General features: G+C 61.4%; 25 protein-coding genes, 1 pseudogene and 1 riboswitch. Of the genes and pseudogenes, 6 read left to right on the top strand and 20 right to left on the bottom strand.

Annotated features, from left to right (window positions below; all coding sequences use genetic code 11):
- Nucleotides 1-223: 223 nt before the first annotated feature.
- Genes AWB69_RS03415 through AWB69_RS03395 form a run of 5 tightly spaced genes read right to left on the bottom strand, consistent with a single transcriptional unit; the run spans nucleotide 224 to nucleotide 4,213 of the window.
- Nucleotides 224-1,168, bottom strand: a complete 945-nt coding sequence (locus tag AWB69_RS03415; RefSeq protein WP_062082146.1) for an MBL fold metallo-hydrolase — start codon at nucleotides 1,166-1,168, stop codon at nucleotides 224-226.
- Nucleotides 1,165-1,722 (bottom strand): DUF1289 domain-containing protein, encoded by a 558-nt coding sequence (locus tag AWB69_RS03410; protein ID WP_231936968.1) that lies wholly within the window; start codon nucleotides 1,720-1,722, stop codon nucleotides 1,165-1,167. The genes AWB69_RS03415 and AWB69_RS03410 overlap by 4 nt, the downstream gene beginning before the upstream one ends.
- A 41-nt stretch (nucleotides 1,723-1,763) precedes the next feature.
- Nucleotides 1,764-2,264 (bottom strand): YbaK/EbsC family protein, encoded by a 501-nt coding sequence (locus AWB69_RS03405; protein ID WP_062082144.1) that lies wholly within the window; start codon nucleotides 2,262-2,264, stop codon nucleotides 1,764-1,766.
- A gap of 37 nt (nucleotides 2,265-2,301) precedes the next feature.
- Complete coding sequence (locus AWB69_RS03400) at nucleotides 2,302-3,225, bottom strand: hydroxymethylglutaryl-CoA lyase (RefSeq protein WP_062082142.1); 924 nt, start codon at nucleotides 3,223-3,225, stop codon at nucleotides 2,302-2,304.
- 46 nt (nucleotides 3,226-3,271) lie between these two features.
- Nucleotides 3,272-4,213 (bottom strand): 2-hydroxyacid dehydrogenase, encoded by a 942-nt coding sequence (locus tag AWB69_RS03395; protein ID WP_062082140.1) that lies wholly within the window; start codon nucleotides 4,211-4,213, stop codon nucleotides 3,272-3,274.
- A gap of 229 nt (nucleotides 4,214-4,442) precedes the next feature.
- Here AWB69_RS03395 and AWB69_RS03390 point away from each other — a divergent pair.
- The 4 genes and pseudogenes from AWB69_RS03390 (at nucleotide 4,443) to AWB69_RS03375 (ending at nucleotide 6,768) form a co-directional block, all read left to right on the top strand.
- Nucleotides 4,443-5,064 (top strand): annotated as a pseudogene (locus tag AWB69_RS03390) (RBBP9/YdeN family alpha/beta hydrolase).
- A gap of 84 nt (nucleotides 5,065-5,148) precedes the next feature.
- Entirely contained in the window at nucleotides 5,149-6,156 is a 1,008-nt protein-coding gene (locus tag AWB69_RS03385; protein WP_082913246.1) for a sulfate ABC transporter substrate-binding protein, read from the top strand.
- Between the two features lie 79 nt (nucleotides 6,157-6,235).
- Entirely contained in the window at nucleotides 6,236-6,442 is a 207-nt protein-coding gene (locus tag AWB69_RS03380; protein WP_062082138.1) for an antitoxin MazE family protein, read from the top strand.
- 2 nt (nucleotides 6,443-6,444) lie between these two features.
- Nucleotides 6,445-6,768: a type II toxin-antitoxin system PemK/MazF family toxin gene (locus AWB69_RS03375; RefSeq protein WP_062082135.1), complete on the top strand. Its 324-nt coding sequence runs from the start codon at nucleotides 6,445-6,447 to the stop codon at nucleotides 6,766-6,768.
- 78 nt (nucleotides 6,769-6,846) lie between these two features.
- Here the strand turns inward: AWB69_RS03375 and bioB are convergent, their stop codons facing one another.
- The 13 genes from bioB to AWB69_RS03310 all read right to left on the bottom strand — a co-directional run bounded on the left by bioB (nucleotide 6,847) and on the right by AWB69_RS03310 (nucleotide 20,290).
- Nucleotides 6,847-7,896, bottom strand: a complete 1,050-nt coding sequence (gene bioB / locus AWB69_RS03370) for a biotin synthase BioB (protein WP_062082133.1) — start codon at nucleotides 7,894-7,896, stop codon at nucleotides 6,847-6,849.
- Between the two features lie 35 nt (nucleotides 7,897-7,931).
- A complete protein-coding gene (gene bioD, locus AWB69_RS03365; protein ID WP_062082130.1) occupies nucleotides 7,932-8,657 on the bottom strand; it encodes a dethiobiotin synthase in 726 nt (241 codons plus the stop codon).
- Complete coding sequence (gene bioF, locus AWB69_RS03360; RefSeq protein WP_062082128.1) at nucleotides 8,654-9,874, bottom strand: 8-amino-7-oxononanoate synthase; 1,221 nt, start codon at nucleotides 9,872-9,874, stop codon at nucleotides 8,654-8,656. Before bioF ends, bioD begins: the two co-directional genes overlap by 4 nt.
- Entirely contained in the window at nucleotides 9,871-11,232 is a 1,362-nt protein-coding gene (bioA, locus tag AWB69_RS03355; protein WP_407923010.1) for an adenosylmethionine--8-amino-7-oxononanoate transaminase, read from the bottom strand. Before bioA ends, bioF begins: the two co-directional genes overlap by 4 nt.
- A 64-nt stretch (nucleotides 11,233-11,296) precedes the next feature.
- Nucleotides 11,297-12,082 carry an enoyl-CoA hydratase/isomerase family protein gene (locus AWB69_RS03350; RefSeq protein ID WP_062082468.1) on the bottom strand — a complete coding sequence of 262 codons (786 nt, stop codon included), beginning with the start codon at nucleotides 12,080-12,082 and terminating at the stop codon, nucleotides 11,297-11,299.
- A gap of 374 nt (nucleotides 12,083-12,456) precedes the next feature.
- Nucleotides 12,457-13,698 carry a dienelactone hydrolase family protein gene (locus AWB69_RS03345; protein ID WP_062082124.1) on the bottom strand — a complete coding sequence of 414 codons (1,242 nt, stop codon included), beginning with the start codon at nucleotides 13,696-13,698 and terminating at the stop codon, nucleotides 12,457-12,459.
- A gap of 361 nt (nucleotides 13,699-14,059) precedes the next feature.
- Nucleotides 14,060-14,482: a YchJ family protein gene (locus AWB69_RS03340; RefSeq protein WP_062082121.1), complete on the bottom strand. Its 423-nt coding sequence runs from the start codon at nucleotides 14,480-14,482 to the stop codon at nucleotides 14,060-14,062.
- Entirely contained in the window at nucleotides 14,479-15,087 is a 609-nt protein-coding gene (locus AWB69_RS03335) for a glutathione S-transferase family protein (RefSeq protein ID WP_062082119.1), read from the bottom strand. The genes AWB69_RS03340 and AWB69_RS03335 overlap by 4 nt, the downstream gene beginning before the upstream one ends.
- A gap of 60 nt (nucleotides 15,088-15,147) precedes the next feature.
- Nucleotides 15,148-15,825, bottom strand: coding sequence for an SDR family oxidoreductase (locus tag AWB69_RS03330; protein WP_062082117.1), 678 nt, complete (start codon nucleotides 15,823-15,825; stop codon nucleotides 15,148-15,150).
- Nucleotides 15,826-15,850: 25 nt separating this feature from the next.
- Nucleotides 15,851-17,056, bottom strand: a complete 1,206-nt coding sequence (locus tag AWB69_RS03325; RefSeq protein ID WP_062082114.1) for an acetyl-CoA C-acetyltransferase — start codon at nucleotides 17,054-17,056, stop codon at nucleotides 15,851-15,853.
- Entirely contained in the window at nucleotides 17,049-17,843 is a 795-nt protein-coding gene (gene can, locus AWB69_RS03320; protein WP_062082112.1) for a carbonate dehydratase, read from the bottom strand. Before can ends, AWB69_RS03325 begins: the two co-directional genes overlap by 8 nt.
- Nucleotides 17,844-17,864: 21 nt before the next feature.
- Complete coding sequence (gene aceK / locus AWB69_RS03315) at nucleotides 17,865-19,664, bottom strand: bifunctional isocitrate dehydrogenase kinase/phosphatase (protein ID WP_062082110.1); 1,800 nt, start codon at nucleotides 19,662-19,664, stop codon at nucleotides 17,865-17,867.
- A 161-nt stretch (nucleotides 19,665-19,825) separates the two neighbouring features.
- A complete protein-coding gene (locus tag AWB69_RS03310) occupies nucleotides 19,826-20,290 on the bottom strand; it encodes a MerR family transcriptional regulator (RefSeq protein ID WP_062082108.1) in 465 nt (154 codons plus the stop codon).
- 111 nt (nucleotides 20,291-20,401) lie between these two features.
- Between AWB69_RS03310 and AWB69_RS03305 the strand changes: the two genes are divergently transcribed.
- Nucleotides 20,402-21,481: an MBL fold metallo-hydrolase gene (locus AWB69_RS03305; protein ID WP_062082105.1), complete on the top strand. Its 1,080-nt coding sequence runs from the start codon at nucleotides 20,402-20,404 to the stop codon at nucleotides 21,479-21,481.
- A 51-nt stretch (nucleotides 21,482-21,532) separates the two neighbouring features.
- On the opposite strand, the gene AWB69_RS03300 is transcribed toward AWB69_RS03305, so the two are convergent.
- Nucleotides 21,533-23,119, bottom strand: coding sequence for an ABC transporter substrate-binding protein (locus tag AWB69_RS03300; RefSeq protein WP_062082103.1), 1,587 nt, complete (start codon nucleotides 23,117-23,119; stop codon nucleotides 21,533-21,535).
- Nucleotides 23,120-23,374: 255 nt separating this feature from the next.
- Nucleotides 23,375-23,548, top strand: a riboswitch (yybP-ykoY riboswitch).
- Between the two features lie 152 nt (nucleotides 23,549-23,700).
- Here AWB69_RS03300 and AWB69_RS03295 point away from each other — a divergent pair.
- Complete coding sequence (locus AWB69_RS03295; protein ID WP_062082101.1) at nucleotides 23,701-24,711, top strand: sodium:calcium antiporter; 1,011 nt, start codon at nucleotides 23,701-23,703, stop codon at nucleotides 24,709-24,711.
- A 118-nt stretch (nucleotides 24,712-24,829) separates the two neighbouring features.
- On the opposite strand, the gene fliT is transcribed toward AWB69_RS03295, so the two are convergent.
- Nucleotides 24,830-25,129 carry a flagellar protein FliT gene (gene fliT, locus AWB69_RS03290; RefSeq protein ID WP_062082098.1) on the bottom strand — a complete coding sequence of 100 codons (300 nt, stop codon included), beginning with the start codon at nucleotides 25,127-25,129 and terminating at the stop codon, nucleotides 24,830-24,832.
- Nucleotides 25,130-25,147 lie beyond the last annotated feature (18 nt).

Here is a 25,147-nt window from a genome sequence, read left to right as displayed (position 1 = left end):
CACGTTCGCGTCATGGCGCGTTCAGGCGGCTGTTATTTTTCTGTAGGGAAAGCACCGATGCATCTCAAAAACAGGCGCGCTACGATGCAGTCGGCGCTGATCACGTCAACAAAATTCCGCCGCTTGGGCCTGGCCGTTCGATGAAATGTCGATAGCTGACAAGCGGCTTTCTTTTTGGCAGTTTGCGCGTTGTTGCGGGTTTTCGCATGGTGCGCCTGCGCTTTCAGCCGATCCTTACCGTCTCGCCTTCCACCCTCAGCGCACCGCTCGACGCCAGTTCGGCCAGATACTTGCGCACTAATCCCGGACGGTCATTGGAGAGCAGGTTCGCGGCGGCGCGCATTGCTCCGGCTTTATCTACGAGCAGCAGCAATTCGCTGAGCGGCATTGAGCGCAGCTCCATCAGCTTGAACACGATCATCACCTTCAGCGCATTCTTCGCGTTGCGCACGGGATCGGCACGCAGATAATCGATTCGCGAGAAAGCGATATCCAATGCCGTCGATACATCCGTAAACGGCGCGCCGTGGCCGGGAATCACTGCCCGCACGTCCAGCGTAGCGATCAGCTCGAGCACTGCGCGTTGCTCCGCGAAGCCGCTTTCGCCTTCCAGTTCGGGAAAGATCACGCCGAAGCCGTTTTCCCACAGCGCGTCGGCGCTGATCAGCAGCCGTTCTGCAGCGCAATACAACATCAGCGAGTGCGGATCGTGACCGGGCGCGCCGAGCACCGACCAGTCGAGGCCGCCAAGCCGGAGCGTCGCCCCCGGAGCAATCGTGCCGGTGAAACCGAAGCGCTCGCAACGCTGCCCGGTCGCGCGGAACGTGAGTTTTTCTTCATCCCATTCACGCACGGCGTCGGCTTCTGTTTGCGGAATCAGCGTCTCGCAGATGAAGTTCGATTGCAGCAACGCATTGCCGCCGCAATGGTCCGAATGCAGATGTGTGTTCACGATCAGATCGAGCGTGCGGTCGTTGCCAAGCGCCTGCCGCACGAGTGCCAGCGTCTGCGCAGCGTGTATCGCGTAGCCGGTATCGACCAGCGCGGTGCGTATTCCGTGCGCGTCACGGCCGTCATCTCCATCACGCTCGTCATCGATGAAAAGCACGTTGTTCGACGACAGCCAGCCGCGCTCAAACACCCGCATGGACGCCGGAAACGTGATCATAAGTCCTGCTCCTTCGGCATCACGACGATGGTCGCGCTCGCCTTGACCATGACCTCGCCGTGCTGGTTCAGCGCCTGGCCTTCCAGCTTCACGAGATCACCGTTCAAGCCAGGTTTCCAGTGGGCCTCGGTCACTTGCCAGCTCATCGCGAGCACGTCGTTCGCCTTGACCGCGCGCGCGAGCTTGATGCCGAATTCAAGGCCGAGCGGCTGAGCGTAGGTGGAAAAATGCGTGGCGAGCATTGCCATCAAATGCGCCGTGGGCTGGGTGCCCGATGCGATCAGCGACCCGAAGCGGCTGGCTTTGGCGTAGGCATCGTCGTGATGCAGCGGGTTGTGATCGTTCACCAGCGTGGCGAACGACTTGATGGAATCGGGCGGCAATGCGAGCGTGGCCGTGAAGCGCTCGCCAATATGCACCACTCGCGGCGCTTTCTTGCGTGCCTGCGCCTGCGTCAGGATCGCCGCTTTTTGCGCGTCATCGAAGGAAGACCAGCCCGCAATTTCATCGATTGTCCGAAAACAGCCGTCACAAAGCCCCGTCGATGCATTCATCCTGCATACATCGATACACGGCGATGCAGCGGCCTCAGTCATCACGCAGTCTCGCGCAGCGCGACATCGGCGACCGGCGCGCCCGTCAGCGTGACCAGTTCCCGCGGCGTCAGATTGAAGACCGCGTGCGGATGACCGGCGGCGGCCCAGAGGCTGTCAAGCGCGAGCAGGTCTTCATCGATGAGCGTCAGAGGCGTTGTGGCATGGCCGATCGGACACACGCCGCCGATCGCGTAGCCGGTTTTCTCGCGGACGAACTTGGCGTCGGCGCGGGCGAGTTCGCCAACACGTTCGGCCACTTTCTTTTCATCGACGCGATTCACGCCGCTCGCAATCACGAGCACCGGCGCGTCGTCTTTCTTCCGGCGAAACAGGATCGATTTGGCGATTTGCGCAACCGAGCAGCCGAGGCCGGCTGCCGCTTCAGCTGAGGTCTTGCCGGTTTCGGCGAGCATGACGACGGGACTGGTGTGCCCGCGGTCCTGCAGCAGGAGCGCCACGCGGCGGGCGGATTCGGGCAGGGCGTCGAGTGTTTCGTTCATCGTGTTCGTTTCCGGATTAATGAGCTTGAGTTGACGATCAAACGCAGGGCGCCACGCCGTCGCGTTTTTTCGCGAGCAACGCGCGTCCGACACGGGATGCGCTCGGCTTTCCGATCGCCCGCGAAATGAAGTCGCCAATTTCCACGAGCTGATCGAGATCGACGCCGGTTTCAATACCGAGTCCGTTCAGCAGGAAGATCACGTCCTCGGTCGCGACGTTGCCGGTCGCGCCTTTCGCATACGGACAGCCGCCGAGTCCCGCCACGGAGGCGTGAAAAATCTCGATGCCTTCCTGCAGCGACGCGTAGATATTCGCAACCGCCTGACCATAGGTATCGTGGAAATGGCCGGAGAGCTGTTCGCGCGGGAACACCTTTGACACTGCCGCCATCACGTCACGCGTGCGGCCCGCGGTGCCAACGCCGATGGTGTCGGCAATATCGATTTCATCGCAGCCGAGCGCCTTCATGCGCTGCACGACATCGACCACGGCTTCGATCGGCACGTCGCCCTGGTACGGGCAACCCAGCGCGCACGAAATGCTGCCGCGCACGCGCAAGCCCGCTTCTTTCGCTGCCTTCGCGACCGGTTCGAAGCGCGTGATGCTCTCCGCAATGCTGCAGTTGATGTTCTTCTGCGAAAACGCCTCACTGGCCGCGCCGAAGATGACGATCTCATCGGTTTTCGCTTCCAGCGCCGCTTCGAAGCCGCGCAGGTTCGGCGTGAGCGCCGAATAAATCGTGCCCGGACGCCGCTCGATACCGGCCATCACGGCCGCGCCGTCGGCCATTTGCGGCACCCATTTCGGCGAGACGAACGACGCCGACTCGACGTTCTGCAAACCCGCGTTCGCGAGCCGGTTTACCAGGTCGACCTTCACCTTGGTCGAAACGAATTCCTTTTCGTTCTGCAGGCCATCGCGTGGCCCCACTTCGACGATTTTTACCTTGGCCGGCAGCATGGCTGTCTCCTTTGAATACATGCCTGTCTTTGCGGATCGATGACCCTTAATACCCGCGTTTCACATCGACTATGCCGGATATTGGCTCGCCGCGCGCGAGCGCCATGATCTTGTTCGCGATCTGCTCGATGCTTTCTTCGCGCAGCGTTTCAGCGGCGATATGCGGCGTGATCGTGAGGCGCGGCGTGCGCCAGAACGGATGATTGTCCGGCAGCGGTTCGGTGTGGAATACATCGAGTGTCGCGGCGGCGATCTGGCCCGTTTGCATGGCGTGGAGCAGGTCGTCGTCCACCAGATGTCCGCCGCGCGCCAGATTGACGAGATACGCGCCCGGTGCGAGCCGCTCGAACGTGCGCCGGTTCAGGATGCCTTCGGTATCCGGCGTATGCGGCAGCAGGTTGATGAGCACCCTCGTGCCGTCGAGGAAGGCTTCGAACTGTTCGTCGCCGGCGAAAGTCTTGACGCCTTCAACATCCCGCTTGCTACGGCTGAAACCGCGCACCGGCATGCCGAACGCCGCCAGCGCTTGCGCGACCGGCGCGCCGAGCACGCCCATGCCCAGCACGCCGACCGTGAAGTCCTTCAGCGCGTAGGGCGGTAGTTTTTGCCAGCGATGCTCACGCTGGAGCGCGTCATATTCGTCCAGGCGGCGCAGGTAGCGCAGCACCGTGTGGGCTGCGTATTCGACCATCTGATGGCCCATGCCGCTGTCTTCCAGGCGCACGAGCAGCGCGCTGGGCGGCAGTGTGCCGGGCTGCTGGCGTTCGACTTCGAGGATGGCATCTACCCCTGCGCCGATGTTGAACACCGCCTTCAGCTCCGGCCGGTTCGCGAACAACTCGGGTGGCGCGCGCCAGACGACCGCGTAGTCGGCGGGGGCGGTGTCGCCGGGCTGCCACAGGCGCACATCGGCGCCGGGAAGTGCGCGGGCGAGATCGTCAAGCCAGAGTGAGGCCTCGGTGTGGTGCTCGTAGAGAATGATCTTCATTGAGGGTTCGTGTTCACGGGGATAAGGGCGCGCGGAGCGTTGAATTGTGTCCGAAATCTGGCTCATTTTACGGTTTCTCCGATGTACACGCGTAACGGCGGCTACCAAGCCCGCACCATCGCCCGATCGCCGCCGATAACCAAATGACGAAAACTTGGTTCGCGCCGGGGCGCTTACGCAGCAGAATTGTTCCTCACCATGCCGGCTATGAGCCGGCAGCGAGGTTCACATGAGTTCATGCAGCACATCGGCCTGGCCGCCGCGGCTTGTTACCGTTCCGGGCTTGCACGGCAGCGAGGGCGCGCACTGGCAAACGTGGCTGGAGCGGCAATTGCCGAGATCCCGGCGTGTGGAGCAGGACGACTGGGACGCGCCGCGACTGGACGCGTGGGCGCAATCCGTTGCGGATACGGTGACGGGCGTCCGAGGCCCCGTCATTCTCGCCGCGCATAGTTTTGGTTGCCTCGCGGCCGCACACGCGATCGCGCAGGGGCTGACTGGCGACGCCGTTGCCGGTGTGCTGTTTGTCGCGCCGGCAAGCCCGGACAAGTTCAAGTTCGCGGGTGCGTTCGAACCGCGCCGTCTCGCGGTGCCGTCGGTGCTGATTGCCAGCATGACCGACCCGTGGATGCCCTTTGACCAGGCCGATGCGCCTTGCGAGCCAGCTAGGCAGCGCGTTCGTGAACCTGGGCGACGCAGGGCACATCAATACGGCGGCGGGGTTCGGTCCGTGGCCGCGCGCAAAATATTTTGTCGATACCCTAATTCATTGCGCAGCCCCCGCGCATTTCGCCGGGCAACCCGACGTGTTCGACCGCTTCGAGCACGTCGAACAGGCGGCGTATGGATGAGTTGTCCGATGCAATGCAGCTCCGCCTTTTCGATAGAATCGCCGCTTCGCAGCGGTTTTCACTATTCGAATAATCGGGGGATGTATGGCGGGTTTGAAGCATTGGGCAGCAATCGTGGCGCTGGGTTTCGCTACGTTCACCACGTTCGCTCACGCGGATACAGCGTTGCTCAACGTCTCTTATGACGTCACGCGCGAGTTGTACAAGGATATCGATACCGCGTTCATTGCCGACTATAAGCAGAAGACCGGCGAGACGCTTTCCGTGCGCCAGTCGCATGGGGCGTCGAGTGCGCAGGCGTTGTCGGTGATGCAGGGTCTGCAGGCTGACGTGGTGACGATGAACCAGCCGAACGACATCGACTTGCTGGTCGAGCGCGGCGGCCTGGTGCCGGCCAACTGGCGCACGCTTCTGCCGAATAACGCGGTGCCGTACACGACCACCATGGTGTTTCTGGTGCGTCATGGGAACCCGAAGAACATAAAGGACTGGAGCGACCTCGCGCGCCCCGGCGTGCAGGTCGTGATCGCGAATCCGAAGACCTCGGGTAACGGGCGTTATGCGTATCTGGCTGCGTGGGGTTACAAGAAGCAGCAGGGCGCGACTGACGCGCAGGCCCAGGACTTCGAGAAAGCCATCTTCAAGAACGTGCCGGTGCTGGACACGGGCGGCCGTGGCGCGACGACGACGTTCACGCAACGGGGTATTGGCGACGTGCTCGTGACGTTTGAAAACGAAGTCGCGCTGATGAATGCGGGCGCGAGCGGAAAGGATTTCGACGCGGTGTATCCGTCGGTGAGTTTATTGGCCGAACCGCCGGTCGCGGTGGTTGCGAAGGTCGTGGACAAGCGCGGCACGCGCAAGGAAGCGCAGGCGTACCTGGAATATTTGTGGACGCCGGCGGCGCAGGAGATCATCGCGCAGCATCATCTGCGGCCACGTAACGCCGAGGTGCTGGCGAAGCACGCAAGCGAATTCAAGCCGATCAAGACGTTCACGGTTGAGCAGGTTTTTGGCAACTGGCAGAAAGCGCAGCAAACCCATTTCTCCGATGGTGGCACGTTCGATCAGGTGATCGTGGATAAGAATTGAGGGGGATAAATTCGCCATACCCGCGATCTTGGAGATTTCCCCGAATGCGCTAAACTCGTTACATGTAACGGAGGATGTAATGAGGCAAAATGTTGCTGAACGAGTAGGAAAGCGCCGCGCGGCATTGCGTGCAGCGGGGCTTCGCCCAGTCCAGATTTGGGTACCTGACACGCGGCGCGAAGGCTTTGCAGAGGAGTGCCGCCGTCAGTCTTTGCTGTTACGCGAGGATTCACAGGAAACTGAGATTCTCGATTTTATTGAAGCCAGTATGGACACGAAGGGCTGAGAGTGAGGCGCGGCGACCTGATTACCGTTTCAGTTCAAGGTAACTACGGCAAACCGCGCCCCGCTCTCGTCCTGCAATCGGATCTGTTTTCAGAGCATGATTCAGTAACGGTTCTGTTGCTGACGAGTGAGTTGCGCGACACGCCGCTATTTCGTGTGACTATCGAGCCTGACGAAATCAATCAACTGTCTAAACGGTCGCAAGTAATGGTTGATAAAGCAGTCACCATGCCGCGGGAAAAACTCGGTGACGTGTTCGGGCGGCTTGAAGGAGAACTCATGATAAGTGTGAACCGTGCAATGGCCGTGTTTCTGGGTATTGCATAACAGCAATTCACTGTTGGACTGACGAAAAGACAAAAGCCCCGGAGTATCGGGGCTTTTTGCTGCCACTTCACCTACTCGTCACTGCACCTGTGCGTGTCCGCACTCCACCTCACAAGCCTCTGCCGCCTGCATCTGCTGCGATGCTTCTGCGCGCATCCCCAACCGCTCCAGCAATTTCCTGTCGGCTTCAGCCTGCGGGTTGCTTGTCGTCAGCAACTGGTCACCGTAGAAAATCGAGTTCGCGCCGGCGAGGAAACACAGCGCCTGCAGCGCTTCATCCATCTGCTCGCGTCCCGCCGACAAGCGCACCATCGCCTTGGGCATCGTGATCCGCGCAACCGCGATCGTACGCACGAATTCGAACGGATCGAGTGGAGCCGTACCCGTCAGCGGCGTGCCCTCCACCTGCACCAGATTGTTGATAGGCACCGATTCCGGGTACGGCTCCATGTTTGCCAGTTGCGTGATCAGCCCGGCGCGCTCGCGCCGCGATTCGCCCATGCCGACAATCCCGCCGCAACACACGTTGATACCGGCATCGCGGACGTGTTCGAGCGTATCCAGGCGGTCCTGATACGTCCGCGTCGAGATGATCTGGCCGTAGAACTCCGGCGATGTATCGAGGTTATGGTTGTAGTAATCCAGCCCCGCGTCGCGCAGACGTGTCGCCTGATGCGCTTCGAGCATGCCGAGCGTCACGCAGGTTTCCAGGCCCATCGCCTTCACGCCGCGAATCATGTCGGCGATCGGTTCGAGATGCTGGTCCTTCGGATTGCGCCACGCCGCGCCCATGCAAAACCGCGTCGCGCCGTTTGACTTGGCGATTTCGGCAGCCTTCAGGACTTCATCGACGGCCATCAGCTTGTCGGCCTTCAATCCCGTGTCGTGATGCGACGACTGCGGGCAATATGCGCAATCTTCCGGGCAACCGCCGGTCTTGATCGACAGCAGCGTGGAGAGCTGAACCGTGTTGGCATCGAAGTGTTCGCGATGCACGCCCTGTGCACGAAACAGCAGGTCGTTGAACGGCAGGTCATAGAGCGCGACGATATCCGCCACGCGCCAGCGAGCCAGCGTCTGCGGTGCGGAGGGTTGAGCCGTCTTGTCGGTGGATTGCACTTGCGTCATGTGAGGATCCTTTTCGTTTTGCAGATAACGATGAATTACTGGCCCGAGCCGGCTGAACGAAGCGTGTCCAGCAGCAGGGAGGTATCCAGGTAAGCCATGGCCGCGCGAGCATCGGGCGGCGTAAGGCGGGGAATGGTGCCGAGCAGCGGCGCGTTGTATTGACTGTCCAGCCGCAGCCGGATTGCTTCGATGTTTTCAGCAGGAAACAGCATGGCGGGGTCGATCTGGTTAGCCACCCAGCCCACCAGATGCAAGCCTCGAGCTGCGATGGCTTCAGCGCTCAGCAACGCATGGCTGATGCAGCCGAGCCGCATGCCGACCACCAGCACGACCGGCAGGTTCAACGCGAACGCGAGGTCGGCGGTATCGTGGACATCGGTGAGGGGCACGCGGAATCCGCCCACGCCTTCCACCACGACCACGTCCGCTTGCTGCACGGCGAACTGATGCGCTTCCACAATCCGCGCAATATCCAGCGACACATTCTCGCGTGCCGCCGCAATGTGCGGCGCGGCGGCTTCCTTCAGCAGGAACGGCGTGCGTATGGCCGGCGGCAGCGCAACGTTCGCGGCGGCATCGAGTTGATCGGCGTCTTCGTTGTGCCACTCGCCGTCGCGCTCGAACGCGCCCGCCGCGATAGGTTTCATCGCGGCGGCGCGCAGGCCGAGTGCGGCAAAGCCATGCAGCAACGCAGCGGATACGAGCGTCTTGCCGATCTCGGTATCGGTGCCGGTGACGAAGAGCGAGAGTGGCGCGGTCATGATCGGTTGCTCAAGGTTTGCAGTGCCTCGTCGAGCTTGGCGAGGTCGTCGTGGCTATGCGCCGCCGAAAGCGAAATGCGCAGGCGCGATGTGCCAACCGGAACGGTCGGCGGCCGGATGGCGGGCACCCACATGCGGTATTCATCGAGTGCGGCGGCAAGCTTCAGCGTCTCTTCATTGCCACCGATAATCAACGGCTGAACCGCCGTATGCGAATCCACGGGCGACCATCGCGTGCGCTTTAGCATGGCCCGCGTACTCTCGATCAACGTCGCGAGATGCGCACGCCTTGCGTCGCCTTCCTGCCCTTCGATAATCTTCAAACTCGCCGATACCGCGTGCGCCACGGCCGGCGCCGATGCCGTCGTAAAGATGTACGGCCGCGCGCGCTGCACGAACCATTCGATCACCGTTTCATGCGCGATCACGAACGCCCCGGAAACGCCCGCCGCCTTGCCCAGCGTGCCGACGTACACGAGATGCGGGGAGCGCAACGCAGCCTCGGCCAGCGCGCCGCGGCCTTGCGGACCCAGCACGCCGAAGCCGTGCGCATCGTCGACAACCAGCCATGCGCCATGACGCTCCGCCAGCTCGAGCAGCCGTGCAAGCGGGGCGATATCGCCGTCCATGCTGAACACGGAATCCGTGACGATGATCTTCGTGCCGGCGTCATTCGCGGATGCTTCTAGCATTGCGCCGAGTGCTTCGGCGTCAGCGTGAGGATAGATGCGAATTTCCGCACGCGACAAACGCGCGCCATCGATCAGCGATGCGTGGTTCAACGCGTCGCAGAACATCAGCGTATCGCGGCCGCCTGACTTGCTCACAGCGCCTAGCGTGGTCAACGTCGCGAGATTCGCCATGTAGCCGGTGCTGAAGTACAGCGCTCGCGCCTGGTCGACGAATCCGCCGGAGAATGCTGCGAGGTCGTCTTCGAGCTTCGCATGCGCGCGCGAATGGCCGCCGAGCAGATGCGATCCGCCGCTTCCCGCGCCGTATTTTCGCGCGCCTTCCGCAAGCGCTTCGCGCAAGGTTTCGTGCGCGGCGAGCCCGAGGTAATCGTTGCTTGCAAAGCCGATGATCTCGCGTCCATCCACCGTCATGTGAGCGGCGCAGGCGCTGTCGGCGATGCGTCGGCGACGACGCAAGCCGTTGCGCTCGATATCGGCGAGCCCTTGTTCAAGGGTCTTGAAAAGAGCGGGCGATGTAGTGCTCATGCAGCCTCCGATAACGTGGCGTCGAATACCGTGCGGGTGCGTTCGGCGAGCAGCGCGAGTTCGTCGTCGCTGAGGATGTACGGCGGCATCAGATAGACGGTCTTGCCTATCGGTCGCAACAATAGTTCGTGTTTCAAGGCCTTTTCGAAGAAGCGCCGTGAGAATGAGCGTGCCTGGGCCGGGTCTTCGATGATCGCATCGAACGCGAAGATCGTGCCGCGTTCGCGCAGGTTCCTGACGTGCGGATGATCTTGCAGCGGACTCAGCGCAGCGCGCAACACAGACGATTTCCGGCGGTTCTCTTCAAGCACGTTAGCGCTTTCGAACAGGTCGAGCGTCGCGAGGGCGGCCCGGCACGCGAGCGGATTACCCGTGTATGAATGCGAGTGGAGGAAACCGCGCGTCATGTCGTCGTCGTAGAACGCGGCGTAGATTTCATCGCGGGTAAGCACGATGGATAACGGCAAATACCCGCCACTGATTCCCTTCGACAGACACAGGAAATCCGGCCAGATCGCAGCTTGTTCGCATGCGAAGAACGTGCCGCCGCGACCACATCCGACAGCGATTTCATCGGCGATGAGATGCACGCCGTAGTCATCGCACAAAACACGTAGGCCCTTCAAATACGACGGATCGTGCATCGCCATGCCGGCCGCGCATTGAACCAGCGGCTCGACGATCACGGCTGCAAGCTGCGAGGCACGGGCGTCGAACAGCGTTTTCATATCGGCGAGCGCGCGTTGCGCGACATCACGTGCTGTCTCGCCTTCACGGGCCTGGCGCGCATCCGGCGACGTCACTACGTGCGCATGGCGAATCAGCGGATCGTAGGCGTCCTTGAATAACGCGACGTCGGTCACCCCGAGCGCGCCGATGGTTTCGCCGTGATAGCTGTTCGCCAGGCAGACGAACTCGCACTTCTCCGCGTGGCCGGTGTTGCGCCAGAAGTGGAAGCTCATTTTCAACGCGATTTCAACTGCCGATGCGCCGTCGGAAGCGAAGAACGCATGGCCCAGCGTGTGCTGCGTCAGCGCGTGCAGACGCTCGGCGAGCAGGACGGCGGGTTCGTGCGTGCAACCGGCGAGCATGGCGTGTTCGAGCGTGTCGAGTTGATCCTTCAGCGCGGCATTGATGTGAGGGTTCGCGTGGCCGAAGAGGTTGACCCACCACGAGCTGATGGCGTCGAGATAGCGCTGGCCGTCGTGGTCATAGAGCCACGCGCCCTTGCCGCGCGCGATGGGCACAAGCGGTGTGCGCTCGTGATGTTTCATTTGCGTGCAGGGGTGCCATACGGCGCGTAGCGAGCGTGCAACCCAGTCATCGGGTGCAGGCTTTGGCGGGTTGTTCAGGTTCAAAACGACTCCAGGGGAGCGGCCAATCATGCGCTTGGGCGAATTCAGGCGCCGCTCCCGATCACATTCAGGCAAGCCACGACGGCTTGCGCTTTTCCAGAAAACTGCGCACGCCTTCGCGCCCTTCGTCCGAGGCGCGGATTCGTGCGATACGGTCGGCGGTGTCCGAGATCAGCGTTTCATCGATTGGCTTGTCCGCCAGATCGACGACGAGCTGCTTGCACTCGCGCACGGCGTTCGGGCTATTGGCGACGATCGCGGCCGCGACGGCATCGACAGCGGCATTGAGCGCGTCTGCCGCAACGACCTGATGGACGAGGCCGATGCGCAGCGCTTCGGCTGCATCGAAACGTTCGGCGGTCACGAAGTATCTGTGCGACGCGCGCGCGCCTATTGCCCGGATCACGTACGGCGCGATGGTGGCGGGCATCAGCCCGAGCTTCGCCTCGGACAAACAGAAGTGCGCTGAATCCGCGCAGATTGCCATGTCGGCGACGGCGACCAAGCCCATGCCACCCGCATACGCGTCACCCTGGACCTGCGCGATCACGGGTTTGCTGCATGCGTAGAGGGTGTTGAGCATGGTGGCGAGGCCGAGTGCATCGGCGCGATTTTCCGCGTCCGAGTACGCAGCCATGCGTTTCATCCAGTTGAGGTCGGCGCCGGCGCAGAATGCCGGGCCGTTCGCCGCGAGGATGATGACGCGGACGGAGGCATCGTCGGCGAGCGCGCGGAATGCCGCTGTCAATTCGACGATAGTGGCTTCGTCGAAGGCATTGCGGACGTCGGGGCGATCGAGTGTGACGCGTGCCACGTAGCCGTCGACGGTGACTTTCAGGCGCTGCAGGTTCATTGCATCGGTCATGGGGTTTCTCGATCTCGATGTGCGCGACTCGGTGTTTCGCTGAGCACCAATTATCTCTAAATTCGTCGCGGGATTCGATTTTGAGGCGCACGGGGACCTGCGGTGGACGTGAGACGCGTTTGGCGATTACGTGGCGACGCGGCTAACTTCGCTTATCGTGGAGGGTCTTTGCGGGGTTCAGAGGCTATTTCCCGCAGGTGCCCTGCAGGAGGTTTTTCGTTTGCGCTCGGGCGGAGAGGGTGTTTGCTATTTCGTGCCGAGCTGTACGCGCACAGCGCGGGGCGCTTTTCGGGCCGTTTCAGTCAAGGCGGGCTTGTCTGCAGCCGGAGCAGCGAACGCCTCCAGCCACCCAACCAAAGGCATTATCGCGACGCCGTCTGCGTCTGACTGACATTGCGATCGTTCCAGACCACCGCATTATTGACGGCATACAACCGGCATGGATCGCTGCTCTGCTTCTGGCATCCCGCCAACGCCACCGCCACGGGGTCATCGCCCCCTTCCGCCCACGACCACGCACCCGAATCCGACACCGCGAACGCGCGGCTCGAATACTGATGCAGAAAGTTTTGGTAACCTTCGCGGCCATGTTCATCGAGGAACGGCACCGCGGTCACCGCGTCAACGCTGGCGTAGCCCGTCGGCGAAGGCGCCTGCGGATCCGAAACCTGATACTCACGATCCGTCGGCATGCCAATACCGGCCAGGAACGTCTTCACCCGCGGCCACCAGATCGACACACCGTCACGATCCCCAACCAGCCGATGCGCATCGTTCTTGTAAGCGCCGAAATTCACCATGTCGGCCTGGGCGCCGTGCGCGCTATATGAAGCAAACATTTCATCAGGCAAGTTGCCCTGCCATACAGAGTCGTTGCTCCCGTACATCCACAACGACGGCAACTTCACATGCTCACCGTACTCACCAAACGCGCTCGTCAGGTTTTTCTGCCAGCCAGGACACTCGTCCTGACGAAGGCCACCGGAGAAATTGATCAGGCCACGCACGCCCTTCGCCTCACGCGCGTCGCGAGCGCCATACGCCATGGTCACCAGCCCGCCGTGCGAAGCGCCCGCCACCACCACATGCTCGCTGTCGACAAACGGTTGTTTGTCCATGTAAGCCACCGTGGCCGCCACGTCACGTGCCTGCGTGAAACCATTGGCTTCGACATCGCAACCGTTGCCGGTATATTCGCCGCCCGATCCCGCAAAGCCACGACGATTCGGCACGACGACCACATACCCATGGCGCACGAACTCGCGCGCAAACGCGATCGGACGGGCGCGGGGCTGGTCATGCGCATTGCCCGGAAGCTTGCCGTGATTGAAGACGACCATGGGGAATGGACCCGGGCCATCAGGTTTGAAAATGGTGGTTTCAAGCGAGACGTCGCCTGAAGGTACTTCTATGACGGACTCGTTGAGGTTTGCCTCAACAACCGGAAGGGAGGAGCCGAGCGACTGCGGCACCGTGCCGAAAGCAGGAGCCTCGAGCTTCGCGTACTGCTGCGCACCCGCGAACGGATCTGCAAGCGCCGCGGCGGACATCGCCGCGAGCGCACACGCCATTACACAACCTGACAACACATGCCTAAATGCCATCCCCGAAACCCCACCCACTCTCGACCCGGCTGATTTCCCAAAGCGCGAGCCAGCTTATTGTCACGATCCATCGATCCGCGCGCCTGTACTGTCAATCAGTATCGCTGGTTGGATCGTCAAGTCATGTCCCGAATAGACAAGACAATGGGCTTCAATACGCAACACCGACGCGCTGACGGATATTTGGCTTATGAAACAGCAACTTAATATCATTCGCCAGCGACTGGCGAAAAGCTAGGGTACCCGGACAAAATGAATAGGCGCAATTAGAAAGTACCCGCGCGGCACACTAATTTTTGGCGAAAGCGGACGTTAAGGAAATTATTGCCGTCGATGCAGGCAGACTCGTCGCTACGACGTTTCAATCGCGGAGATCACCGTCGACATAACGCCACTGGCCGGCGGCATCGCGTTCGAAACTGCTCGTCTCATGCAAGCGGAAGGCCCGGCCGCCGAGCTTGTATCGAGCGACAAATTCGACCTCGGCGTGATCAGCGTCAATAGGCGTGTGGCGTTTTATCTGTAAGCCGAGCCAGTGGGTGGCGGAATCGGCGGAGGTTTCCAGGTCGCGGGGGCAGGTGGCAGCGGCCCAGGTTGCGCGCAGATACGCTGTGTTGCCGAGCACGTAGGCGGTGTAGCGTGAACGCATCAGTTCCATTGCGTTGCCCGCCGGTGCGCCTCCTTCTATGAACCGCCCGCAGCATTCCACGTAGCCCGGCGGACGTTTAGCGCTGCCCGATCCCGGCGACGCGCCGCCGCACGGGCATTCACCGGCTTGCTTCATAGGTCGACGCCCGGCATCTCGATGTGTCGCGGCTGCGCCTTCACGCGCGCCAGCCATGCGCGAATGGCCGGATACCGGCCGAGGTCCAGGTTGGCTTCATCGGCGACATGGGTGTACGCATACAGCGCAATGTCCGCGATGGTGTATTGCTCATCGACGAAATAGGTTCGCGTGGCGAGATGCGTTTCCATCACATCGAGCGCGCGATACGAACCGGCGGTTTTCTCGGGCAGGCGAGGATCGTCAGGGTGTTTGACGAACTGAAGAATGAAGCGCGCGACCGCAATGTTGGGCTCGTGGCTGTATTGCTCGAAGAACATCCATTGCAGGACACGCGCTCGCGAAAGACGGTCCGTGGGCAGCAGCGGGGTGCCTTCGGCGAGGTAATACAGGATCGCGTCCGATTCGAACAGGCATGTGTGCTCATCGATCTGCAGCACCGGCACCTTGCCGTTCGGATTCAACTGACGAAACGCCTCGGTGCGCGTGGCGCCGTTCATCATGTCCACTTCATGCCATACATACGGCCGCCGCAATTGCTCCAATGCAAGCCGGACCTTGTAGCAATTCCCCGACGACGCCACGCCATGCACCTGATATGCCACCTCATGTCCTCTTTGTATGATTGAAGCACTCACTTCGGAAGCCGTACTAATGTACAGCACTCACCACGCGAGCGGCGTACCGTCGTACTGCACGAACGAGCCGTTGAATTTCCTGGGGTTCGCGGCGGCCGCCGCAATCACCGCGCGCATTCCGGAAATGCTGTGCGCCGGTTCGATCGCCGCCGACGAGCCGCCCATTTCGGTGCGCACCCATCCCGGATGCAGCGCGATGCAAGTCGAGCCGCGCACCTCCAGCGACGCCGCCTTCAACGCCGCATTCACCGCGGCCTTGCTCACGCGATACAGCCAGCCCGCCGTCCCGTTCATCTCCGCGATACCGCCCATCTTGCTCGAAACCACCGCGAGCACGCCATGCGCAGCGTCGGTGAGCGGCAGGAGAATGGGCAACAGTTGCATCGGGCCGCGGACATTGGTGTGCATGACCTGATCGAAATCCTCCGACAGCACGGTTTCCACGTGTTCGGTTCGCGGACCGTACACGCCCGACACGATGATCGCGACATCCAGTTTCTCGCCATCGAGTTGCCAGCCCAGCGCCGCGATCTGCTCGGGCTGGGTTGTATCGACGGAGAAGGTTTTTGCGCCCATGGCGTCGAGTGCTTCCAGCGACGCCGCGTTGCGAGCGGTGGCAAGCACGCGCCAGCCGTCGCGGCAATAGGCTCGCGCGAATTCGTGGCCGAGCCCGCGCGATGCGCCCATGATCAATACGGTTTTCATGACTTTCTTTCTCCTGCACGCTGCTCTATACCAGTTCGATACCCATCGCCGTCGCTTCTCCGCCGCCGATGCACAAGCTCGCCACGCCGCGTTTCAATCCGCGCTGACGCAACGCGCCGATCAAGGTCACGAGAATCCGCGCGCCCGATGCGCCAATGGGATGCCCGAGCGCACACGCGCCGCCGTTGACGTTGACCTTGTCGTGAGGCAAGTCGTGTTCCCGCATGGCGGCCATCGTGACGACGGCGAACGCTTCGTTGATCTCGAAGAGATCGACTTCGTCCGCGCGCCAGCCGTTCTTCCCGAGCAGCTTGCGGATTGCACCAACAGGCGCAGTCGTGAACAACGCCGGTTCCTGCGCGAAGGTGCTGTGCCCGACCACTCGCGCGAGCGGCGTGACGCCGAGCCGCTTCGCCGTGGATGCACGCATCATCACGAGCGCGGCGGCGCCGTCCGAGATAGACGATGAATTGGCAGCCGTTACCGTGCCGTCCTTGGCGAAGGCCGGTTTGAGCGTAGCAATCTTGTCGATATTCGCCTTGAACGGCTGTTCGTCGTGATCGATAACGGTATCGCCCTTGCGTCCCGCGACCGTCACCGGTGCGATTTCCCAATCGAACGAACCGTCTTCATTGGCCTGCTTCGCGCGGCGCAGCGACTCCACCGCAAACGCGTCCTGCGCTTCCCGCGAAAACTGGTACGACCCGGCGCATTGCTCCGCGAACGTACCCATCAGCTGGCCTTTTTCATACGCGTCTTCAAGGCCATCGAGGAACATATGATCGAGCACCTGGCCGTGGCCCATGCGCATGCCGCTGCGCGCTTTAGGCAGCAAATACGGAGCATTGGTCATGCTCTCCATTCCGCCCGCGACAATCACGTCCGCCGAGCCGGCCAGCAGCATGTCGTGCGCGAACATGGCGGCACGCATGCCGGACCCGCACATCTTGTTGACCGTGGTGCTGCCGACGGACAGCGGCAGGCCTCCTCCAAGCGCGGCTTGCCGCGCGGGCGCCTGGCCGAGTCCGGCGGGCAGCACGCAACCCATCACGGCTTCTTCGATCTGCTCGGGTTTGAGGCCGGCACGCTCCACGGCGGCGCGGATGGCGACCGAGCCGAGTTGCGGCGCTGTCACCGTGGCGAAGTCGCCTTGGAAAGCGGCCATCGGCGTACGCGCAGCCGATACGATCACCACCGGATCAGTGACGAAATCACGCGTTGAATCAGTCATGTTTCAGCTCCTTGATCACACCTTTCACAATAGCCGGGACATCGCCTAGGCGGGCGGCATCGGAGGCGAGCACATCGTTCTCCGATGAGTGCGCGCCACCGCGCGCCAGCGCCGCGATGCATCGCTGGTAGGTCGGTTCAACTTCCTCCGGCCCGCTGATCATCATGCCCATGTTGCGCACACGGCCGTCGTGCACGCCGTAGGTCCAGCCGTGCACCGTGATCTCCTGACCACGTGCCCAGGCATCGCGCAGGATGGTCGTATGGCACACGTTCACCGTCTGCTCGATGGTGTTCAGCTCCACCAGCCGACGGTTCCGCGCGACGCCCATCGGCCATTCCTCGAGCAGCGCGGAGTGCTTGTCGCGCACGTCTTCCACGTGGCGCAGCCAGTTGTCCGCAAGGCCCACGCGCCGGCCCACGAGCGCCGCGCCGACGCCGGAACAGCCGTAGTGCCCGACCACCATGATGTGCTTGACCTTCAGCAGGTCGACCGCGAACTGGATCACGGACAAGCAGTTGAGGTCCGAGTGAACGACCACGTTCGCGATGTTCCTGTGTACAAACACCTCGCCCGGCGGCAAGCCGATGATCTGGTTGGCCGGCACGCGTGAGTCCGAGCACCCGATCCACAGATATTCGGGCGCTTGCTGATGCGCCAGGCGGGAGAAATATTCAGCGTCTTCCGAGAGCTTGCGATCGACCCACTTCAGGTTGTTATCGAACAGATGCGAGAGCGGGTTGTTCTCGTGGCTTTCAGGGTTGTCGGTGTTGTCGATGTTAGGCATGGGATTCAGTGCGGATAGGTTTCATGCGGCGCGTGCTGCGGGTGCGCCGTCCAGAAAACGCTCAGGATAACGAACGCAAAAACGAATGCCGCGTTCGTACGGAAAGAAGTCGGCGAGCTCGCCGTTAAGGATTTCTTCCTTGTGCTTTTGCCAGAGCGCGGGGTCGAAGAAATCGGCGTGATGTTTGATGAACGCGTCACGCACGCGCGGGTCGCCGAGCAGGAAGGTGTTGTAGGTTTCGGGGAAGATGTCATGCGGCCCGACGGTGTACCACGGTTCACCCGACATCTCGTCTTCCTCGTTGCGCGCTTGCGGCACTTTGCGCACGTTGCAATCAGTCAGGTATTCGATCTCGTCGTAGTCGTAGAACACCACGCGGCCGTGGCGCGTCACGCCGAAATTCTTGTAGAGCATGTCGCCAGGGAAGATATTTGCCTGGATCAGTTGCTTGATCGCGTCGCCATATTCCTTGATGCCATGCTCGATTTCCGACGGTGTGCCGTTCTGCAAATACAGGTTCAGCGGTGTCATGCGCCGCTCTATGTACATATGCCTGATCACCAGGTTATCGCCTTCGTATTCGATCATCGATGCGACTTCCTTCTTGAGCTCCTTGAGCAGCGCATCGTCGAGGCGCGACAGCGGTAACGCGACGCTCGAATACTCGAGCGTATCGGCCATGCGCCCCAAGCGATCATGGCGTTTGACGAGCTGATACTTGTCCTGGATCTTCTTGCGCGTGGTTTCCTTCGGCGGCGGAAAGTTGTCCTTGATCAGTTTGAACACATACGGAAAAGACGGCAGCGTGAACACCAGCATCACAAGCCCCTTGATGCCGGGCGCGATGACGAATTTATCGCTGGAATGCGACAGGTGATGCAGCAAGTCGCGATAAAACAGGTTCTTTCCCTGCTTCTGCAAGCCCACCGACGTATAGATTTCCGCCTTCGGTTTGCCCGGCATGATCGAGCGCAGGAACTGGATATACGCGGACGGCACTTCCATATCCACGAGGAAGTAGGAGTGCGAGAAGCTGAAGATGATCAGCAGTTGCTCCCGCTGCAGCAGGACCGTATCGAGCGCGAGCAGGCCGGGCGACGTGTGACGCACGGGCACGGCGAACGGCACCACCAGATCACCGTTGATGATCCGGCCCACTATGTACGCCGCCTTGTTGCGAAAGAACAGCGACGACAGCACATGAATCTGGAAATTTGGCGCGGCCTTGAATTCGCCGAACGCCTCGTTAATGGCTTGCATCAGGCAATGGACGTCGCGCTGCAAATCTTCGAACGGCGGCTCGAGCTGGAAGTTCGTGACGATCCGTTCGAGCGTTGCCGCGAGCCCGTCTTTACCCGGGTAATACGCGCGATAGGTCGGTTTGGCCGCGGGTTCGTCGTTCTCGATGTACTCCGTCGAAATGGCGGGCCGCACGAAAATGAAGTCATTGTTGAAGTACGAGCGATGCAGGATTTTGCAGCACACCGAGTTGAAGAACGTCTCCGCGCACTCGGGTTGCCGGTGCGCCGTCAGCAGGCCGATGTAATGCAGCTTGATCTGCTGCCAGATTTCATCGTCTATGTTCTCGGCGTCGTACTCGTCTTCCAGACGCATCACGCACTCTTCCACCCGATCGTCGTACGACGTGATGCGCTCGCGCGCAAGCCGCTGCAGCGCGTGCCAGTCGCCGGCTTCGAATAGCCCTTTCGCCGCGATGGCCGCATCGCGAAACACGCGATAGTGACGGTCGAAGCCTTCGAGCAGCGTTTCCGCGACATCGAAGCCAATCTGCGACGACAGCAATTTGGGAAAGTGATTCATGTCGACCCTGCACTTCGTGTGGTGTCGTCCGGCGTACGCCAAGTGCGCTACGTGATTACGTCTTTACGTTATAAGCGTCAAACCCGGTTTCGAACCCGGCCGATATTGTATCGCCGGACGTTGCCGCTTCTCCGCCGTCGCCATTCCTGTCCGTTGCGAGCTCAAGGTACCTTCGCGTCTTTCCTCGCGTCCGTATCCGTCGATGCAGACGCAACCGCCGCTCGGCGCGCGCGTTTTTCAGCGTTCGCTGAAAGCAGCGCGCGCCCTTGCACCTCGTAGGCGGAGAGCTCGGCGAGCGTTGCGTTCAGGTCTTCCAGTTGCCGCTCCAGCACGGCGCGATGTGCCGCGATGGTGTCGAGGAACGCATGCAATTGGGCGACCGTCCCGGTCGGTGAATCGTAGAGGTCGAGCAGCCGGCTCACTTCGAGCAACGAGAATCCGAGCCGCTTGCCGCGCAGCGTCAGCTTGAGCCGCGTGCGGTCGCGCGCCGAATACACGCGACGCATGCCGTTCGTGCCTTCGCGCGCCGGCGTGAGCAAGCCCTGGTTCTCGTAGAACCGGATCGCGCGCGGTGTGATCTCGAATTCGCGTGCCAGTTCGGCGATGGTGTAGCGCGTGTCTGTCATTGAAATTGCAAGGTTTCCAGCGCTTTTCTGACGCCGACGTTAAAATGCAGGTTAACGTTAGCGTCAACTTGGCGGCAATGCAACAACTGACAACCCGGAGACCCGATCCGCATGAACCCGCTCGAACAGCAACTCGATTACGTTTTCGCAGACCGTCTTCCTGAAAGCGGCCACACGATGGAAGTCACGCCCGGCGTGTTCTGGGTGCGCATGCCGCTGCCGTTCGCGCTCGATCACATCAACCTGTGGGTCATGCGCGACGAGATCGACGGCGTGGCGGGATGGACCATTATCGATTGCGGTATTTCAGACGAAACGATCCGGGCGAACTGGGAACGCACCTTCGACACGCTGCTTGACGGCCTGCCGGTGCTGCGCGTGGTCGTCACGCATTGCCACCCGGATCACCTGGGGCTGGCGGACTGGATCTGCAACGGCGGCGAGAAGAAACGATGGGATCCGGTGAGGCTCTGGATGTCGCTCGGCGAGTACGCAATGGGCCGCGTGATGTCCGCCGGCGACGGTTCCGACGCGGGCGGCGAGCGTGCCGCACGGCACTTCGCCCTGCATGGAATGACGGACCCGGCATCGCTTGAAGCGCTGCGCAAGCGCGATGCGTATTACCCGACCTTGGTGCCGTCCATCCCGCGGGTTTATCGTCGGCTGCGCGATGGCGACAAGCTGAAGATTGGTGGCCGTGACTGGGAAGTGGTGACAGGGTTTGGGCATTCCCCTGAACATTGCGCGTTTTTCTGCGCGGAGACGAAGGTGCTGATTTCCGGCGACATGGTGCTGCCGCGCATATCCACTAACGTGTCGGTGTTTGCTATCGAACCGGAGGGGAATCCGCTCGCGCTGTTCCTGGGTTCACTGGGCCGCTACGAGTCCCTTCCCGCCGATACACTCGTGCTCCCTTCGCACGGCAAGCCGTTTCGCGGCATGCATACGCGCATCGGGCAGCTTCGGGATCACCACGCCGCGCGTTTGGCAGAAGTGCGCGAAGCCTGTGCGATCAAGCCGCAAAGCGCCGCTGACATTGTGCCGCTCATGTTCAAGCGTCCGCTCGATGTACACCAGATGACGTTCGCGCTCGGCGAAGCGCTGGCGCATTTGCACCTGCTCTGGCTGCAAGGCGAACTCGTGCGCCATACCCATGACGAAGACGGTGTGATCCGCTTCTCGCCGAAGTAAAAGAAGCCGGGCGTTTGCACGCCCGGCTTCCTTGGTGAATCAAAGCACTGACTATTGAACCGCGACGCTGGCGAAGTTCTGCCGTCCGAACGGACTCACGCGATATCCACTGACGTTGCTGCGCGTGATTGCCGATGCTGTGGGGTAACCGAGAGGAATCCACAGCGCCTGGTCATGAATGATCTGCTGGGCTTCGGTATAAGCCTTGGTCCGCTTGCTTGTATCCGCAGTTTCTTTGCCTTCATCGATCATGCGGTCCAGTGTCGGATCGCAGAAGCGCGCGAAGTTGATGCCCGAGCGCACCGCGGCGCAACTGAAGAGCGGTGACAGATAGTTGTCCGGATCGCCGTTGTCGCCCGCCCAGCCCATGAACAACATGTCGTGCTGGCCCTGCTTGGCTTCCTTGATCAACTCGCCCCATTCGATCACTTTCACCTGCGCCTTCACGCCGATCTTCGCCAGGTCCGCCTGAAGCAACTCGGCGCCGACCTTCGGATTCGGATTCAGCACGCTGCCGTTCGGACGCACCCAGATTGTCGTGTCGAAGCCATTCGGAAAGCCGGCGTCGGCGAGCAGTTTCTTCGCGCGATCGACCGAATACGGATACGCCGTGATCTGCTTGTCATAGCTCCACGTGTTCGGCGGGTACGGGTTGACAGCGGGCGTAGCCGTATTCTCAAAGACAGTCTTCAGGTAGGTCGTACGATCGAAGGCAATGTTCAACGCCTGGCGTACCTTGGGGTTATCGAGCGGCTTTTTCTGCGTGTTCAACGCGACGAACGCCGTCATGAACGCCGGCGTTTCGACCACTTTCAACGAGCTGTCCTTCTTCGCGTCGACCACGTCCTGCGGCTTCGGCGACAACGCGATCTGGCATTCGCCCGCCTTGATCTTCTGCGCGCGCACGGAGGCGTCGGGCGTGATGGCGTAGATCAGCCGGTCCACCTTGGGTTTTGGCCCCCAGTAGGTCGGGTTGACGTCGTAACGGATCACGGCGTCTTTCGTATAGCTCTTCAGCATGAACGGCCCGGTGCCCACCGGCTTCGCGTTCAGGTCGGTTTCGTGGCCGGCCTTGAGCAACTGGTCGGCGTATTCGGCCGAGTAGATCGATGCAAAGCCCATTGTGAGAATGGGCACGAAGGTCGCGTTCGGCGTGTTGAGCTCGAACTTGACGGTGTTGTCATCGACTTTGGATACGGACTTGATCAGCTTGACGAGACCCATTGACTGCGCGTGCGGAAAGCCGCTTGCGCCCGCCACTTTGTGCCACGGGTTGCTGTCGGAGAGCATGCGGTCAAAGGAGAACACCACGTCGTCGGCGTTCAGTTTTCTCGACGGCGTGAAGTAGTCCGTGGTCTGGAACGCCACGTTCGGCCGCAAATGAAACGTGTAGGTGAGGCCGTCGGGGCTGACGTCCCATTTCTCGGCCAGCGCGGGCGTGACCTTTTTCGCGACTTCATCGTAGGAGACGAGCGTGTTGAAGATCACATCCGCCGATGCGTTGGTCGTCACCAGCGAATTGAATTGCACGACGTCGAAGCCATCCGGGCTCGACTCGGTACACACAGTGAGCGGTTTCGCCATCGCGAGCACCGGCGTGATGGCCAGTACAGCGGCTGCGAGCATTCTGAAGCGCATGGGATCTCCCGTTACGAACGTGGTCGTCAGTGTTAGTCAGTCGGACGTTTCTTGTTACGGCGGTTGCGGCTTATTGTACGGTGCGCTTCGTCGGATGCGTCAGCGCAACGAAATGGCAACGATTGGGCCTCCGTGGCCGTAGCTTACTGAACCGTTATTTCCGCTACAACGACCGATTCGGGATATCCATATGGGCCCGTGACAGTTTTTTGAAGACCGCCGCGGGCGGTTGCCTAATCCGCGTACCCACGCTAAACTCGTGGCCGTCTTTGGGGAGTAGCCTTCCTTCCGCAACGGGAGGAGGACGCGTCAACATACTCGGCTAGTCAGCCGTGGCGCGTTCGACCGGTCAGGTTTGGCGAGACCATGGGTGCATCTTGTCGTTCACGGTCGGACGGCGCGGGATTGCATCCTGGTTCGCTGACGTCCGACCGTGAATTTATCGTGTCTCCAAAACAAAAACACCTCAGGCCTGCCCCAGGCCATACGCTGCGTTCGTCGGTTTCCCTACCGCTGTTCCGTCAAGATCATTGCGTCGCTCATCGCCTCGCTTCCTCGCCGGTTTTATCGCGAGGTGCCGCATGACGATGCTTTTCCTGCAACTCGCGATCATGCTCGTGGTGATCCTGGTGGCATCGGAACTCTTCACCAACGCGCTCGAACATCTCGGCGAAAAGCTAGGCATTTCCGAAGGGGTCACCGGTTCGCTGTTCGCGGCTGTGGGCACGGCGCTGCCGGAAACCACCGTGCCGATCATCGCGTTGATGGGCGGCACCGCCAGCCGCGCGGTGAACGAGGAAATCGGCGTGGGCGCAATCTTGGGCGCACCGCTGATGCTCGCGACCTTGTCGACCTGCCTGATGGCCATCGCCGTGCTCAAGACGCGCGGCCTCAAGGGGGTCGTCGCACCCGAACACGGCGGTTTCACCCGCGATCTCAACTTCTTCCTGTGTGCTTTCCTGATCGCGGCGGCCGCCATGTACGTACCGCATCACGCATGGCAAGTGCGCGCACTGTTTGCGGCGGGACTGGTCGGCGTGTATGTCATGTACGTGGTGACGACGTTTCGCGCGTCCGCCGCTCTTGTCGAGAAGGGCCACGGCACTGAAGCGCCCGAGCGGCTGCTGATCTCGCGCTTCGGGTTGCCTACCTCGCTTGCGACCATCGTGTTGCAGATGATCCTGGGCACGGCGCTGCTGGTTGGTGGTGCGAAGGGGTTTATCGCCGGCGTGGAAGGGGTCTCGCATGTGCTGGGGATATCGGCGCTGCTGCTCTCGCTGATCATCATTCCTATCGCGACCGAGTTGCCCGAGAAGGTCAACAGCATCATCTGGGCACGGCGCGGCAAGGATACGCTGGCGTTCGGCAATATCACCGGCGCAATGGTGTTCCAGGGCACTCTGCTGCCGGGTATCGGCATCATGCTGACGCCGTGGGAGCCGCGCGTGGAGGTGATGACGGGCGTTTTCATCACGCTCGCGGCGGCCGCGTGGCTGCGCTTCAACGCGAGGAAGAGTGGGATCGTGCTGTGGGCGCTGCTGGTGAACGGTGGGCTTTATGCGCTGTATCTGGCGCTGACGCTGGGACGCTAGACCATAAGAAAACACCCCGGAAGCACATAGGTGCCCGGGGTGCATTGCGCCAAATGCCTGGTTTTCGCGGTTGTCTTCGCGGAGCCAGGATAAGGCCGTGTACCGCTTCCGCCTTGCGTCAGAACTTGGCGGCCTGGTGATACTTGCTGGCCGCCTGGATCTTCTTCATCGCCGAGCTGTATTCGACCTGTAATTCGCCCTGCGTCGCCTTCGCGTTGGCCGCAATGGCGGCATCGATTTCCTGGATTCGCCTGATCGCGTCCATGGCCGTGGCGTCCTGTTCCGGCGTCAACTCCATGAAAAGCGGGGTCCGCTCTTCAGTCAGGCGGGCCGCTTCCTGCCAGTCCGCCATGGCCGCCGCATGCTGGATTGCGAGCGTCAACTCAAGCAGGCGGTCGATCAAGCTGTTCTGTTCCATGTCGATTTATCCTGGCTC

The organism is Caballeronia udeis, assembly GCF_001544555.2.
Lineage (GTDB): Bacteria > Pseudomonadota > Gammaproteobacteria > Burkholderiales > Burkholderiaceae > Caballeronia > Caballeronia udeis.
This window is presented reverse-complemented; position numbering and strand designations above follow the sequence as displayed.